Origin of the sequence: Streptomyces sp. NPDC015144 (assembly GCF_043079735.1) — a bacterium.
Lineage (GTDB): Bacteria > Actinomycetota > Actinomycetes > Streptomycetales > Streptomycetaceae > Streptomyces.
Window position 1 is genome coordinate 51,375 of record NZ_JBIBUU010000012.1, and the last position, 14,136, is coordinate 65,510.

Genomic DNA, 14,136 nt, shown 5'->3' on the forward strand with positions numbered 1-14,136 from the left:
ACGAGCGCTCCCCCGCCGTGCGGGGCGTGGGGAGCGGTCGGGAAGGTCCGGTGGATCACGGGGGGACGGGCCGGACCTTCCCGGCCGCACCATGCTGGTCCCGGCGCCGGAACGCCTCCAGGGACCGACGGGTACCGTTCACCGGGACGACCGGCCCTACGCGCGGGGCCCCGGGCGGCCGACCGGCCCCACCACCCGGCCCCCGGGTTACGCGGGTGCGGCCGGGGGCCGGCCGGGCGGCTGCCGTAGGCTGACCGTCCGTGGACCGGTTCCAGCCCCGCGGTGATCCGGTGAGCGATCCCCCGGCACACGGACCCTGAGAGCGGCACCCCGAATGACAGAGACAACACCCACGGCGCCCGGCTCCCCCGGTGAAGTCCCCTCCCCCGCGCCCCCGCACGGCTCCCGCTGCCCGGTCTCCGGGGCGTCGGCCGCGTCCGTCGCCCCGGCCGCCTGGCCGCAGCCGAGCCGGCCGGACCGAATGCGCGGACTGCTGGACGCGGTGATGAGCCTGGGGCGGGGTCTGGAGCTGCCCGAGGTGCTGCGCGGCATCGTGGAGGCCGCGGTGACGCTCACCGACGCGGAGTACGGGGCGCTCGGCATCATCGGGGACGGGCAGAAGCTGCTGGAGTTCCTGACGGTCGGCATAGCGGAGCCGACGGCCGCCGAGATCGGCCAGACGCCGTGCGGGCGGGGCATCCTCGGTGAGCTGATCCACCGTCCGGAGCCGCTGCGGCTCACCGATCTCAGCAGCCATCCGCGCAGTTTCGGCTTCCCGCCGCACCATCCGCCGATGCGTACCTTCCTCGGGGTGCCGATCCGGGTCCGGGACGAGGTCTTCGGCAATCTGTACCTGACCGAGAAGCGGGGCGGGGCGGACTTCGACGCCGACGACGAGTCGCTGCTGACCACGTTGTCGATCGCGGCCGGGGTCGCCATCGACAACGCCCGGATGTACGACGAGAGCCGCCGCCGGGAACGGCGGCTGGAGGCGCTCGGCGAGATCACCCGCAGCCTGCTGTCGGGGACGGACGCCGACGAGGTGCTGCATCTGATCGCCGAGCGGGCGATGGAGGTGGCGGGGGCCGACCGGGCCGCGATCCTGCTGCCGACGCCGTCCGCCGCCGCGCCCGGGACCGGGGAGGGCGCCGACACCCGGCTGACCGTCGCGGTCGCCCACGGCCGGGACGCCGGGCGGGTCATGGGGCGGTCCGTCCCGGCCCGGGGGTCGCTGGCCGGGCTCGCGGCCCGTACGGGTACGCCGGTGCACTGCGCGGACGTGACGACCGATCCGCGGGCCCATCCGTTCGGCGACGGGGCCGAGGACGGGCTCGGGCCGGTGGTGGCGGTGCCGTTGCGGGTCGACGCGGGGGCGAGCGGGGCGCTGCGGCTGGGGCGGCCGGCGAACCGGCCGCCGTTCGACGAGACGGAGATCGCGCTGGTCTCGGGCTTCGCCGACCAGGCGGCCATCGCCCTGGAGCTGGCCCGCGGACGGGCCGAGTCCGAGGAGCTGGCCGTGATGCACGACCGGGACCGGATCGCCCGTGATCTGCACGACCTGGCCATCCAGCGGCTCTTCGCGACCGGGATGACCCTGCAGAGCACCACCCGGGCCATCGCGGACCGGCCGGGCGCGGCGGAGCGGGTCAGCCGGGCGGTGGACGACCTGGACACCACGATCCGGATCATCCGGTCCACCATCTTCGATCTGCGGACGGCGGAACGGGCGGGGCGCGGCGGGCTGCGGCACCGGATGGCGGAGACCGCCCGCACCGCGGCGGCCGCGCTGGGGTTCCAGCCCTCGCTGCGGATCGACGGGCCGGTCGACACCACGGTCCCGGACGAGTTGGCCGAGCACCTGGTGGCGGTGGCCGCCGAGGCGGTCTCCAACGCCTCCCGGCACGCCCGCGCCACCCGGATCGGGATCGAACTCGTCGCCGACGAGGCGGTGGTGGCCCTGACCGTCACCGACAACGGCGCCGGGATCCCGGCCGGCGTACTGGCCGCCACCGGTTCGGGACCGGTGGCCGGGCGCTCCGGCGGGCTGGCCAACATGCGGACCCGGGCGGAGCTGTGCGGCGGCTCGCTCTCCGTGGAGCGCCCCGGGGACGGCGGCACCCGGATCGTCTGGCGCGCGCCCCTGCACGACTGAGGGCCGTCCCGCCATCCCGCCGTCCCGCTGTCCCTGACGGATCGCCGGGCGGCGTCGGACGCGGTGCATCGCAGGACGGAGTACGCCCGCACGCTGGAGGCGTGCGGGCGTTCCGACAGCGCGGCGAGGTGCCGGAGCGGCCGTCGGCCGCCCGTACAGGATCACGGGACGGCCCTTGGGCCCCGCCGGGGCGCGGTCCCGTCAGCCCCGGCGCTCCTTGACCCGGCCGACGAGCATCGCGGCCTGGATGCGGCGGCCCACGCCCAGCTTGGCGAGGATCGAGGAGATGCGGTTCTTGACGGTCTTCTCGGCCAGGAAGAGCCGCTCGGCGATCTCCCGGTTGGTGAGCCCCTCGCCGATGAGGTCGAGGATCTGCCGCTCCCGGGGGGTGAGTCCGTCGAGCTGGGCCTCCTCGGACGGCTCGGCGGGCGGCTGCTGCTCGGCGCCGCGCAGCCGCTCCATGACCCGGGCGGTGGTGCGCGGGTCGAGCATCGAGCTGCCGGAGGCGACCCGGCGTACGGCGGTGATCAGGTCGGCGCCGTTGATCTGCTTGAGCACATAGCCCGCCGCCCCCGCCATGATGGCGTCGAACAGCGCCTCGTCGTCGTCGAAGGACGTCAGCATCAGGCAGGCCAGCTCGGGCATCAGGGCGCGCAGCTCCCGGCACACCTCGATCCCGGCGTGGTCGCCGCCCTGGTCGTCGCCGAGGCGTACGTCCAGCACGGCGACCTGCGGCCGGGTGGCCGGTACCCGGGCCAGCGCCTCCCGGGCGGTGGACGCCTCGCCGACCACCTCGATGTCGTCCTCGGCCTCCAGCAGATCGCGCACACCGCGCCGTACGACCTCGTGGTCGTCGAGGATGAAGACGCGTACGGGGGCCGTGGACGGTGCGGGGGCCGGGGGCCGGGTGGTCATGCTCGGTGCGGGATTCGCGAACTCACTCACATCAGGCTCGATCGGTTCGGGGAGAGGGCCGGGACCAGTATGTGCCCGGCTCCGGGGACGGTTGGAAGGGGGTGCGAAGGCACGGTGAACGGCATCTGAACAGGGCCGAAAGGCCCTGTGGCCAGGGGCCGGTCAGCGGGTGGACCCCGGTGCCATACTGACGCCGCCAAGATCGTCCGGGCGCTCGCGGACGTCTCTCTTCCGGCCACCCCCACTGCGCTGCACCAAGGAGAACCCGGCCCATGAACACCTCCGGCGAGGACTACCACGCACTGCTCGCCCGGCACGACGCGATGCGGCTGCGACGACGCATCCTGGCCCCGGCCGACAGCCGTACGGACCGCTGGACCGCCGAGGCACCCCGGGCCTACGACGGCACCGCCGACCAGCTCCTGATCAGCGACGCGCTCCCGCTGGTGGGCCCGGTGGACGAGCTGATCGCGGACCTGTACCGGATCCTGTTCGAGCGGCATCCGTATCTGCGGGCGCTGTTCCCGGAGTCGATGGCGTTCCAGCGCGACCACCTCGCGTCGATCTTCCACTACCTGATCGGCAACCTGCACCGCACCGACGAACTGATCCGCGTCTTCGGCCAGTTGGGACGCGACCACCGCAAGCTCGGGGTGCGCCCCGCGCAGTTCGCCGCGTTCGAGGAGGCGCTCGTCGAGGCGCTGCGGCTGCGGGCCGGGATCCGGTGGACCGGTGCGCTGGAGGACGCCTGGCTGCGGATGCTGAACCTGGCGGTCTCCGCGATGGTCCGGGGCGCCGACGAGGCGATCTCCGAACCGCCCAGCTGGGAGGCGACGGTGGTCGCGCACGAGCTGCGCGCCCCCGGTCTCGCCGTGCTGCGGGTCCGCCCGCACCAGCCGTACGCCTTCGAGGCCGGGCAGTACGCGTCCCTGGAGTCGCCCCTGCTGGAGCAGGCCTGGCGCCCCTACTACCTGGCCCGCGCCCCGCACCCGGACGGCGAGCTGGAGTTCCACGTACGGGCCCGGAACGCCGGCGGGGTGAGCGACGCGCTGGTGCACGGTACGCGGGTGGGCGGCACCGTCCGGATCGGGGCGCCGCGCGGTGCGCTGGTCCTGCCGGACCACCTGCTCTCGGCCGAGCTGCTGCTGCTCGCCTCCGGCACGGGCTGGGCCCCGATGAAGGCACTGCTCCAGCGGATCGACGCGGACCGGTCGGGCGTGCACCGGGTCCGACTGCTGCTGCTCCACGGCGGTCCGGGGAGTACGGGGGCGGGCGAGGAGCTGTACGACGGGGCGGCCCTGGAGGCGTTCCGGCGCGACCGGCCCTGGCTGACCGTCGTCGCGGCGGATGCCCCGGGGGCGCTCCTCGGGGAGACCGGGGCGCGGTCCCCGGCCCGGCAGCACGCCTTCGTGGCGCTCTCCCCCGAGGCCGCCCCGGCCGGTGCCGGGCAGGAGGCCGCCGCCCGGCTGGCCGCCGCCGGGATTCCGCAGGCGCACCTTCATCTCGACACCGCCGGCAGGGGCGCGGTCACAGGAGGCTCCGCCAGTACGGCCAGAACCGGACTGCTATCAGCATGACCACGGCCAGGCACCAGGTCACCGGCACCACCAGCGGGAACTCCAGCACCGCCGCCACCAGGGCGCGCGGTGCCCGGAGCACCCCGTGGCGCAGGTTGTGCACCGTGGTGTGCCAGAACACGAAGATCGTGACCGCCCAGACGAGCATGCACCACAGGCACAGGGCGCCGATCTCGTACAACGCCTGGGTCATCAGCCACATGCAGAAGCCGACCCCCAGCAGGGCGCCGAGGTTCAGCCCCAGCCAGTACCAGCGCCGGTAGCGGGCCCCGGCGAGCAGCCCGGCGCCGGTGGCCAGCACCACCGCGAAGCCGATCAGCCCGACGAGCGGGTTGGGGAAGCCGAAGACCGATGCCTGGTCGCTGGTCATCACGCTGGTGCAGGACACCACGGGGCTGAGCGAGCAGGCCGGTACGAAGCCGGGGTCGACGAGGAGTTCGAACTTGTCGACCGTGATGACGAAGGAGGAGAGCAGCCCGAGCGCGGCGGTGACGATCAGCAGCCAGCCGAATCCGCGCCGCGCTCCGGCGCACTCCTCGTCGTGGGCCGTGTCCCCGGGCCCGTCCGGGCACGCCGTGGTGTCCGCCCGGCCCGCCGGTACGTCCTCCCGCGGCCGGTTCACCGTCGCCCCCGTGCCGAACCGGCCGGCCAGACGACCTCCACCGCGATGCCGCGCGCCCGGGCGAACGCGACCAGGTGCGCGGTGGCGTCCTCGCCGTCCGAGGGCGATCCGTCCCACACCGCGAGGACCGTCCGGCAGGCCGCCACCAGCCGCTCGTCCGCGCCGACGCAGGCGTCCCGGTCGGCCGGGTCGAAGGCCAGCAGCCGCACCTGCTCGGCCAGGACCAGGAGTTCACCCGCGGCCGAGCGGTCCGGCTCCGGCAGCGGGGCGGGCACCGCGCCCTGCGACGGCAGCAGCACCGTCAGCTTCCGTCCCGCCTCCCGGGCGGCCCGCCCGAACACCACCGGCAGTCCGGCCCCGGCCCGCACCAGGGCGGCGGCGCCCTCCGCCAACCGGTCCAGCCGCGCTCCGAGTTCGGCCTCCACCAGCTCCAGGGTCCGACTGCCGAGGTCCCTGTGCCCGACGACTGCGATCACGATGCTTCCCTCCCGCGCGCACCTGCGGCGCGCGACGCAACGCAGTGAACGCGGCGCGGGGCCGCCGCGACTAGGGCCGATCGGCCCCTGAGCAGCGATTCCTCGTCCCGCTCCGGGCATCCGGGCGCCGTCCCGCCCGCCACGGACGGGGCCGGTTGCCGCCGCGTCCCCGACTCCCGCCCGGGTAGCCGGCCCCTGCGCCGGCATGCTCGGCGCCGCGTGCGGGTACGGCCGCGGCGGGGGCCGAGGAATCCCCGGTCCGCCGCCACGGCCTCTTTCGTCACAGAGCCGCGGGGCAGTACACCACGAGCGCTTCGTTCAGCTTGTCGATCGTCAACTCCGTTCCGCTGTGGGCCACTTCGCCGTCGTACGCGTACGGGGTCCCCGGCGTCAGGCCGGTGATCCGTACCCGGTGCCGGCGTACCGCCGCGTGGACGGGGGAACGGGTCAGCGGACCGGCCACCGCCGCTGCCAGCAGGCGCAGCCCCGGGGTGCGGCCGCCGTGGATCGCCCTGACGTCCAGCAGACCGTCCGCCAGATTGTGCCGCCGCCCGGGAGCGGGTCCGACCCGCTGGAAGAGCCCGTTGCCCACGAACAGGAGCCACAACGGCCGCCGCTCTCCCCGCAGCTCGGCCGTGAGCGGGCTCCGGCCGCGCAGCACTTCGAAGGCCGCGAGGATCCCCGCCGGCCAGCCGCCGATACGAGGCGACCAGCGCTCCCGGATCCGCACGAGCTCCGGATAGACCCCCAGGCTGAAGGCGTTGAGGAAGTAGCCGTCCGCTCCCTCGGGGCCGGGCCGGAACCTGCCCAGGTCCACCTTGACCGCGTCCCCCGAGGCGAGGGCGGCCGCCGTGTCGTCCACCGTCTCGATGCCCAGGTCGTACGCGAAGTGATTGAGTGTTCCGCCGGGGAAGACGGCGAGCGGAATCCCATGCTCCGCCGCGACGGACGCTGCCAGATTCACCGTGCCGTCGCCTCCGCAGACCCCCAGCACCCGGGCCCGGTCCGCCGCCTCGGCCATCGCCTTGGGCAGGTCGCCGGGCGCGCACTCCATGATCTCGGCCAGCGGCAGCGCCTCGCGCACCGTCGACGCGGTCGCGGTGGCGGTGCCGGACTCCCGGTTCACCACGACGACCAGGTCCTCGCCGTCGGGCAACGACGGGACCGTCGCCGGTGGACGGCCCGGCGCGGGCAGTTGCCCCCGGGTCGGAACGACCCCGCGCAACGCGAACGCCGCCCCGACGCCGAGCACCGCACCGGCCAGCACATCACCCGGATAGTGGACCCCCGTATAGACGCGGGAGGCGGCCACGGCGACCGCGACCGGGGCGACGACCGCTCCCCAGCCCTTCGACTCGAGGGCGACGCCCGTGGCGAAGGCGGCCGCGGACGCCGCGTGCCCGGACGGGAACGACGTGGTGAACGGCTGCCGCTTGAGCTGCCGCACCGCCGGAACCAGATCCAGTATCGGCCGCTCCCGGCGCACCGTCCGCTTACCGACGGTATTGATCGCGGCCGAGGCCACGGCCAGTGACGCGACTCCGCGCACCGCCGCCCGGCGTGCCCGGGCGCTGCCGCCCAGTGCCGCCATCCCGGCCGCGGCGCCGAACCAGAGAAGCCCGTGATCGGCGCTGCGGCTCAACCGGGGCAGCACCTGATCGGCGCCCGGCCAGTGCCGGCCGGCGACACGTTGGAACAGGGCGAGGTCACGGCCGCGCATCAGATCACGCAGTCGTGCCGGGAAGGCGAGGGCGCTGCTCGAAGTAGACATGAACCAGCGCATACCCGACCTGGCCCCGCTGAAGCACCGGACACGCCGACGCGCGGGCGGCGGGGCACCGACGACGACTCCGGCCCCGGACCCCGTGGACGACACCCGGCCGACCGGGGACGCACGCCGCCACCTGCTGGAGAGCTCCCTTAAGGTGGCGCGGAGACCGGACGGCCGGACAGGGGGAGCAGCGCGGTGCGGGTGGAGCGTCATCAGGTGGACGGGGCCGCCGTCCGGGCGGCGCTCGGGGATTTCCCGGGCCGCATCGGGGGCCGGGTGCGGTCCCTGTCGAGGGCCGAGGGGATGACCGGCGCGGAGTGGCGGCTGGTCGCCGACGAGTTCCTGGACCATCTCGGGGCCCTCTCCCTCGGGACGCCCGACCTCGCCACTCCGGAGGCCAGGGCCCTCCTGGTGGACGCCGCCACGGCCGCGACGGGCGCCGTCTCGTACGCCGCCTTCCATCCGCACGGCTTCTTCGAGGTGTTCCTGAAGTACGTGAACTTCGGCGTGGACCACGAGCCGGGTGCGGGCGGCCCCGTGCGGAGCGTGTCGCCCGGGGAGTGGACCGACGCGCTCTGCCTGGCGGTCCTCGCGGACCTGTGCGACGGGCACGTCGACGCCTTCATGCTCGCCCGGAACGCGTTCGCGGGGCGGACGGCGGGGACGCCGGCCGGGGAACTGACCGCCGGGCTGGCGGCCGTGGTGCTGGACGATCCCGGCCCCGAGGGCACGTATCCGCCGGGCCCGGAGGCGAAGCTCGCCTCCGTCGACGCGGCCCTGGACCGGCTCCGGGCCCGTGCGGAGGAGACCGGCGAGCCGCTGCCGGACCGGCCGGACGGGGTGGCGCTGTGCGCGCTGCGCGCCCTGGCCGCCGGGGACCGGGGCGCCTTCGACACCGCGCTGGCGGGTCTCCTCGCCGGGGAGAGCGCCCCGCACGGCCCGTCGGCCGCCCCGCGCACCCTGCTCCCCCGGGTGCCCCTCGCCCTCGCGGCGCTCGGGTACCGGACACGGGGCTGGGCCCCGGCCGTCTCCACCGACTACCTCCCGCACGCGCTGGTCACCGGCTTCGAGACGCCGGGGCCGCGCGTGGCCGGGTTCGGCCGCGACCGGCGGCCGGACGCGGTCGCCGCGCTCGTCGCGGGCCCGCTGGTGGTGGAACGGCCGGTCCGGGAGCGGACGGTGACACCGCAGGCGCGGGCCCGGGCCGGGAAGCGCCGCGACGAGGCGTTCGCCGCCGGGGACGGGGAGCCCCTCTCCGCCTGGTGGCTCGGCGCCGTACTCGCCGACCAGGAAAGGCTGTTCAAGATGTGTACGGAGGAGTCCGGGCGGGTGACCCGGGCTCAGCTCGCGCACCTCGGGCTGGCCTCCGGGGCGGCGGCCGCCCTCTTCCGTCTCGCCCTCGCGGAGCCGGGTACCACGGCCGAGGTGACCGTCGACGGCCGCACCCTGCGCTACCGGGCCGAGCGCGGCGACCGCACCGCCGGTCCGCACTGGCGGAAGGCCGTCGCGCTCGCACTCGTCGCCGGCTCGTCCGAGGACCTGGCCCCGACGCTCCTGGCCGGGCCCGCCCTCGCCCGTGCGGACGACTCGGCGTTCGCCGCCTACCACGAGGCCCTGCACGCCCTGCTGACCGGCGCCGACCCCGAACCGGCCGCCCGGCGGGCGCTGGACCGGGCCGACCGGCTCAGGGACTCGGGCTTCCCGATGCCCCCGGCCGTGCTGCTGTCCCAGCTCGTGGCGGGCGACGAGGAGAGCTTCGGCCTGGCGCTCGCCGACGCGCTGGAGGCCCACCGGGACCAGTACCTGATCGCCGACCGGGCGGACGACCCGGATGGGGCCCTCGACCTGGACATCCTCGCCCTGGCCTGCCTCGCGGTCCGTCGCGGCTGGTCCGTACGGGTCGAGTCCGCCTACCTCCCGCGGGACCTCCTCCGCGCCGCCGAGCCCTCCTGACGCTTTCCGGGCGCCCTCCTGACGAGGGAACAGCCAACCCCCACCCAAGGGAACTTAGGTGAGGCTAAGCTAATTTCATGGATACGGTGCGGGGCGGCGCGGTCGTCGTCAAGTTCGGCGGCAACGCCATGGTGGACGCGGAGCTGAAGCGGGCCTTCGCCCGGGACGTCGTGGAGCTGTGGCGCGCCGGGCTGCGCCCGGTCGTGGTGCACGGGGGCGGCCCGCAGATCAGCGCGATGCTCGAACGGCTCGGCCTGGAGTCCCGGTTCGAGGCGGGGCTGCGGGTGACGACCCCGGAGGCCATGGACGTGGTGCGGATGGTGCTGAGCGGCCGGGTCCAACGGGAACTGGTCGGCCACATCAACGACCACGGCCCCTACGCCGTGGGCATGACCGGCGAGGACGCGCACACCCTGACGGCGGTGCGGCGACCGGCCCTGGTGGACGGCCGGCCGGTGGACATCGGCCTGGTCGGCGAGGTCGTGGACGTCAACCCCGGCATGGTGCGCACCCTGTTGGACCGGGGCCACATACCGGTGGTCTCCCCCGTGGCACGCGGTACGGACGGGGAGGTCTACAACGTCAACGCGGACCTCGCCGCCTCGGCGCTGGCCGTGGCCCTGGACGCGGAGCGGCTGGTGGTACTCACCGACGTGGCCGGGCTGTACGCCGACTGGCCGCACAGCACCGAGGTGATCGGGCGGCTGACGGCCGACGCCCTGGCCGCCCTGCTCCCGGGGCTGGCGAGCGGGATGCTGCCGAAGATGGAGGGGTGCCTGCGTGCCGTGCGCGGCGGGGTGCGCACGGCGCAGGTGCTGGACGGCCGGGTGCCGCACGCGGTGCTGCGCGGGGTCCTCGACGGGGACGGCTCCGGCACCACGGTGGTCCCGGGCGCCTGACCGGCGTGCGGCACGCAGGGGCGCCGCACGCCGGCGCGCTCAGAGCGTCCGGGCGAGAATCCGCGCGCCGCGGCGGGGGTCGAGCGCACGCGCCCAGGAGGGCGGCGCCAGGTGCGCGGCCACGGGCGCGAAGCCGTGCCGGAGGAACAGCTCCCCGCCGCCGGTGGTCGCCGTGAACAGGGCGCCGAGCGACTGGGCACGCGCCCGGTCGAGCACGGCGCGCAGCAGCGCGGCGCCCACTCCGGCCCCCTGGCGGTGCCCGGCCACGCAGAAGTTGTAGACGACGCCCACCGGCCCCGCCTGCGCCGGGTGCACCCGCAGCGCGACGGCACCCTCGACCGGGCCGCCGGGGGGCCGCACCACCAGGAAGTCGGCGGCGCGGACGGCGTAGAGCGGTACGGGGCGCTCCCGCAGCGCCCCGGACCGGACGAACGGCCGGGAGAGCGCGGCCAGTTCGGCGGCCTCCTCCCGGCGTGCCGGGCGCACGGCGCACGCCGCACCGGGCCGGGATCCGGCGGTGGCGGCATTGGTCACGGCGGTCCGCACCGCGCTCATTCCCCGGCGGTCGCGAGGGAACGGGGGCGCAGGTCCGTCCAGTTGGCTTCGATGTACTCCAGGCAGGCCGCCCGGTCGTGTTCGGCGAGGGCCACCGCCCACCCTCCGGGCACCTCGGCGAAGGACGGCCAGAGCGAGTGCTGGCCCTCGTCGTTGACGAGGACCAGGAAACGGCCTTCGGGGTCGTCGAACGGGTTGGTGCTCATGATGTCGATGCCTCCTCGGGCCCAACGGTCCGCCGACGGACGTCCGTTGGGCATGCGCCGGACGGGATGCGGGGATGGAAGATTAACGCCTTGTTAGGTTAGGCTCACCTAATGCACGATGAGCCTAGCTCCTCCCCCGCCCCCTCACAAGCGGCCGTTCCCGCACCCGGTGGACACGGCCCCTTCGCCCCGTTCGGGCTGTCCGGCGAGGCCGGCACCGACGCGTTCTGGACGGCGGCGCGTTCCCCGGTGTCCGTCCCGGACGGCGACGGCGGCTGGCGGACCCTGTTCCTGTGGCGCGGCTCCGAGGCCGTCGTCGACTTCGAGAGCTGGTCGCCGCCGCTCCCGCTGCACCGTCTGGCCGGTACGGACTGCTGGTACGCCGAGGTCCGCATGCCCGCGCGGCTGCGGGTCACCTACCGCGTCCTGGCCGGCGGGGCCGCCCACGCGGACCCGCTCAATCCGGCCGGTGCCGGGGCGGACCGGTCCCTCGCCGCGACCCCGGACGCCCCGGCCCAGCCGCACTGGCCCGTGGTCGGCGCCGACGACGTGCCGCCGCTGCCCCGTACCCGGCTCCGCTGGACCGGCGGGCTGCCGGGCGGGCGGCGCACCGCGCGGGTGCACCCGGTGGGCGGCGGCGGGCCGGTGGTGCTGCTGCTCGACGGGGACGACTGGCTGTATCTGCACCCCGCGACGGCCGCCTTCGAATCGGCCGTCGCGGCGGGCGACATGCAACCCGTCACCCTGGTCTTCCTGCCCGCCAAGGACCGCGCGACCGAGTACGCCTGCCGTCCCGGGCTCTGGGAGGCGGTCGGCGGTGAACTGCTGCCGCTGCTCGCAAAGTCCGGTGTGCCGGCCGATCCGGACCGGCTCGTCGTGGCCGGGCAGAGCCTGGGCGGGCTGAGCGCGCTCTACGCGGCGCTGGAGTTCCCCGGCCTGGTCCGGCGGATCGCCGTCCAGTCGGCCTCCGTGTGGTGGGCCCCCGGGGCGGCGGAGTCGGCGGACCCGCTGGGCGGGCCGCTCGGCGGGGCCCTCGCCGAGCGGCTGCGCGGGGGGCCGGACCTGTCCGGGCTGCGGTGCGCCTTCGACGTCGGGGAGCACGAGCCCCGGATGCTCCCGCACTGCGAGGTGGTGGAGGAGCTGACGGCGCGGGCCGGGGCGGCCGTCCGGGTCTCCCGGTCCGCCGCCGGCCACGACCGGGCGGGCTGGCGCCACGCGCTGCTCAGGGACGTGGCCTGGGCCCTCGGCTGACACCGCCGGGACCGGTCGCGTCCGGTGACCGGCCCGGTCCGGTCATCGCGCCACGGCCAGGCAGTACCCCTCGTCCCCGGCCAGCAGGTTGCGGTGGGTGTCCTCGGCGGTGATCACCCCGTCGTCCAGGACGAGCACCCGGTCGGCGGCGTCCAGCAGGGCCGGGCTGCTGGTGATCACCACCGTGGTGCGGCCCCGGCGCAGCTCGGCGACCCGGCGCGCGACGAGCTGTTCGGTGACCGCGTCGACGGCCGTCGTCGGGTTGTGCAGCACCAGCACCTCGCTGTCGGCGGCCAGCGCCCGGGCCAGCGAGAGCCGCTGGCGCTGCCCGCCGGAGAGGTTCGCCCCCCGGTCACGGACCGGGTGGTCGAGCCCCTCGCGGTGCAGGGCGACGACATCGGTCAGCATCGACGCCTCGACCGCCTCGGCGACCGACCGGCTGGTGCCCGACGGGTCGATGTTGGACCGGAGGGTGCCCGCGAAGATCTCCCCGTCGTACGGGTTCACCAGCATGTACGCGCGCACCGCCTCGACCGACAGCTCCGCCAGCCCCCGGCCGCCCACCATGACCCGTCCCGGGTACGTGCCCGGCGGGGCCTTCAGCGCGAGGACCTCCGCCAGGTCGGCCGCCTGGCGCGGCCGGTACGCGGCGATCGCCACGAACTCCCCGGCGGCCACCTCGAATCCGATGCCGCGCAACGACCCGTGGTGGACGGAGTCGAGGACGAGGGCCCGCTCCGCGTCCCCGGCCGGGCTCCCCTCCCCCGGGGCCGTGACCGGCGGCGCGGCCAGCACCAGTGCCATCCGCTCGGCCGAGGCGCGCGCCGTCATCACGTACTTGGGCATCTCGGAGAACATCTTGAGCGGCTCGATGATGAACTGGGCCAGACCCACCGCCATGACCAGCTCCCCGATGGTGATCCGGCCGTCGAACGCCAGCCAGCCGGCCGTCAACGAGACGGCGGCGGCCAGCACCGCGTTCAGGGCCAGTGCGGCGCCCGCGTAGGCGCCGTTGGCCCGGGCGACGGCGACCGCCTGGTGCCGGGCGTCCGCACTGACCCGCCGGTAGGAGCCGAACGCGGCGTGGTTGCCGCCGAATCCGTGCAGCGGGCGCAGGCCGATGATGAGGTCGGCGACCTTGGCGCCGGCCCGCGCCACCCGGGCCTGCTGCTCCCGCGTCCGGGCCCCGATCCGCTTGGACAGCACCGCCAGGACCGAGAGGATCGCGACGGTCCCCACGATCACCAGCAGCCCCAGCCGCAGATCGGCGAGGCCCAGCGCCACCGCCGCGACCACCACCGCGACCAGCGAACTGACCAGCAGCGGCACCACCTCGACGATGTCGGCGGTCTGGTCGGCGTCCTCGGTCGCGATGGTCAGCACCTCGCCGGACTTCAGGTCGACGTCCCGGGCGACCGGCTGGAGCCCGCAGGCCGCGACCCGGACCCGCCAGCGGTGCGCCTCGGTGGTGTTGGCCTTCTGCAGGACGCGCATCCCGAACCGCCACGACAGCGAGACCGTCGTGATGATCACGGCCAGTGCCCCGATCGACAGCGCGAGCGCGGCCGGGCTCCGGTCCTGGAGGGTGTGCTCGACGATCAGGCCGAGCGCGATCGGGAAGGCGGTCTCCCCCGCCTGGTAGAGGCCCATGAGGAGGGTGCCCCGGGCCATGGCGCCGGTGTTGCGGCGCAGCGCGGTGCGCAGGATGTCCGCGCCGGTACGGGGCGGAGCCTCGGGGGTGGGGGTGCGGGGCGGCATG

General features: G+C 75.4%; 12 protein-coding genes. 5 read left to right on the forward strand and 7 right to left on the reverse strand.

Annotation, left to right across the window (positions count from 1 at the left end):
* Positions 1 to 481 precede the first annotated feature (481 nt).
* Complete coding sequence (locus ACF08W_RS20865) at positions 482 to 2,152, forward strand: GAF domain-containing protein (RefSeq protein ID WP_392280239.1); 1,671 nt, start codon at positions 482 to 484, stop codon at positions 2,150 to 2,152.
* A 201-nt stretch (positions 2,153 to 2,353) separates the two neighbouring features.
* Here ACF08W_RS20865 and ACF08W_RS20870 read toward each other — a convergent pair whose 3' ends face one another.
* Positions 2,354 to 3,067: a response regulator gene (locus tag ACF08W_RS20870; RefSeq protein WP_385216192.1), complete on the reverse strand. Its 714-nt coding sequence runs from the start codon at positions 3,065 to 3,067 to the stop codon at positions 2,354 to 2,356.
* A gap of 272 nt (positions 3,068 to 3,339) precedes the next feature.
* Between ACF08W_RS20870 and ACF08W_RS20875 the strand changes: the two genes are divergently transcribed.
* A complete protein-coding gene (locus ACF08W_RS20875) occupies positions 3,340 to 4,644 on the forward strand; it encodes a globin domain-containing protein (RefSeq protein WP_392280137.1) in 1,305 nt (434 codons plus the stop codon).
* Here ACF08W_RS20875 and ACF08W_RS20880 read toward each other — a convergent pair.
* The 3 genes from ACF08W_RS20880 to ACF08W_RS20890 all read right to left on the reverse strand — a co-directional run bounded on the left by ACF08W_RS20880 (position 4,595) and on the right by ACF08W_RS20890 (position 7,513).
* Entirely contained in the window at positions 4,595 to 5,266 is a 672-nt protein-coding gene (locus ACF08W_RS20880) for a vitamin K epoxide reductase family protein (protein WP_392280138.1), read from the reverse strand. The two genes, ACF08W_RS20875 and ACF08W_RS20880, sit on opposite strands and share 50 nt — an antisense overlap.
* Positions 5,263 to 5,742, reverse strand: coding sequence for a hypothetical protein (locus ACF08W_RS20885; RefSeq protein WP_366297830.1), 480 nt, complete (start codon positions 5,740 to 5,742; stop codon positions 5,263 to 5,265). Before ACF08W_RS20885 ends, ACF08W_RS20880 begins: the two co-directional genes overlap by 4 nt.
* A gap of 280 nt (positions 5,743 to 6,022) precedes the next feature.
* Complete coding sequence (locus ACF08W_RS20890; RefSeq protein WP_352280209.1) at positions 6,023 to 7,513, reverse strand: phosphatase PAP2 family protein; 1,491 nt, start codon at positions 7,511 to 7,513, stop codon at positions 6,023 to 6,025.
* 201 nt (positions 7,514 to 7,714) lie between these two features.
* Here ACF08W_RS20890 and ACF08W_RS20895 point away from each other — a divergent pair, with 201 nt between their 5' ends.
* Positions 7,715 to 9,466 (forward strand): Imm49 family immunity protein, encoded by a 1,752-nt coding sequence (locus ACF08W_RS20895; RefSeq protein ID WP_392280139.1) that lies wholly within the window; start codon positions 7,715 to 7,717, stop codon positions 9,464 to 9,466.
* A gap of 77 nt (positions 9,467 to 9,543) precedes the next feature.
* Positions 9,544 to 10,365, forward strand: coding sequence for an acetylglutamate kinase (gene argB / locus ACF08W_RS20900; RefSeq protein WP_392280140.1), 822 nt, complete (start codon positions 9,544 to 9,546; stop codon positions 10,363 to 10,365).
* Between the two features lie 39 nt (positions 10,366 to 10,404).
* Here the strand turns inward: argB and ACF08W_RS20905 are convergent, their stop codons facing one another.
* Both ACF08W_RS20905 and ACF08W_RS20910 read right to left on the reverse strand, forming a co-directional pair.
* The gene (locus ACF08W_RS20905) at positions 10,405 to 10,911 is read right to left on the reverse strand and encodes a GNAT family N-acetyltransferase (RefSeq protein ID WP_392280141.1); all 507 of its coding nucleotides are present in this window, start codon (positions 10,909 to 10,911) and stop codon (positions 10,405 to 10,407) included.
* A gap of 5 nt (positions 10,912 to 10,916) precedes the next feature.
* Positions 10,917 to 11,126 (reverse strand): MbtH family protein, encoded by a 210-nt coding sequence (locus tag ACF08W_RS20910; protein ID WP_385216171.1) that lies wholly within the window; start codon positions 11,124 to 11,126, stop codon positions 10,917 to 10,919.
* A gap of 111 nt (positions 11,127 to 11,237) precedes the next feature.
* Between ACF08W_RS20910 and ACF08W_RS20915 the strand changes: the two genes are divergently transcribed.
* A complete protein-coding gene (locus tag ACF08W_RS20915; RefSeq protein WP_392280142.1) occupies positions 11,238 to 12,377 on the forward strand; it encodes an alpha/beta hydrolase-fold protein in 1,140 nt (379 codons plus the stop codon).
* 42 nt (positions 12,378 to 12,419) lie between these two features.
* Here the strand turns inward: ACF08W_RS20915 and ACF08W_RS20920 are convergent, their stop codons facing one another.
* Positions 12,420 to 14,135 carry an ABC transporter transmembrane domain-containing protein gene (locus ACF08W_RS20920; RefSeq protein WP_392280143.1) on the reverse strand — a complete coding sequence of 572 codons (1,716 nt, stop codon included), beginning with the start codon at positions 14,133 to 14,135 and terminating at the stop codon, positions 12,420 to 12,422.
* Position 14,136 lies beyond the last annotated feature (1 nt).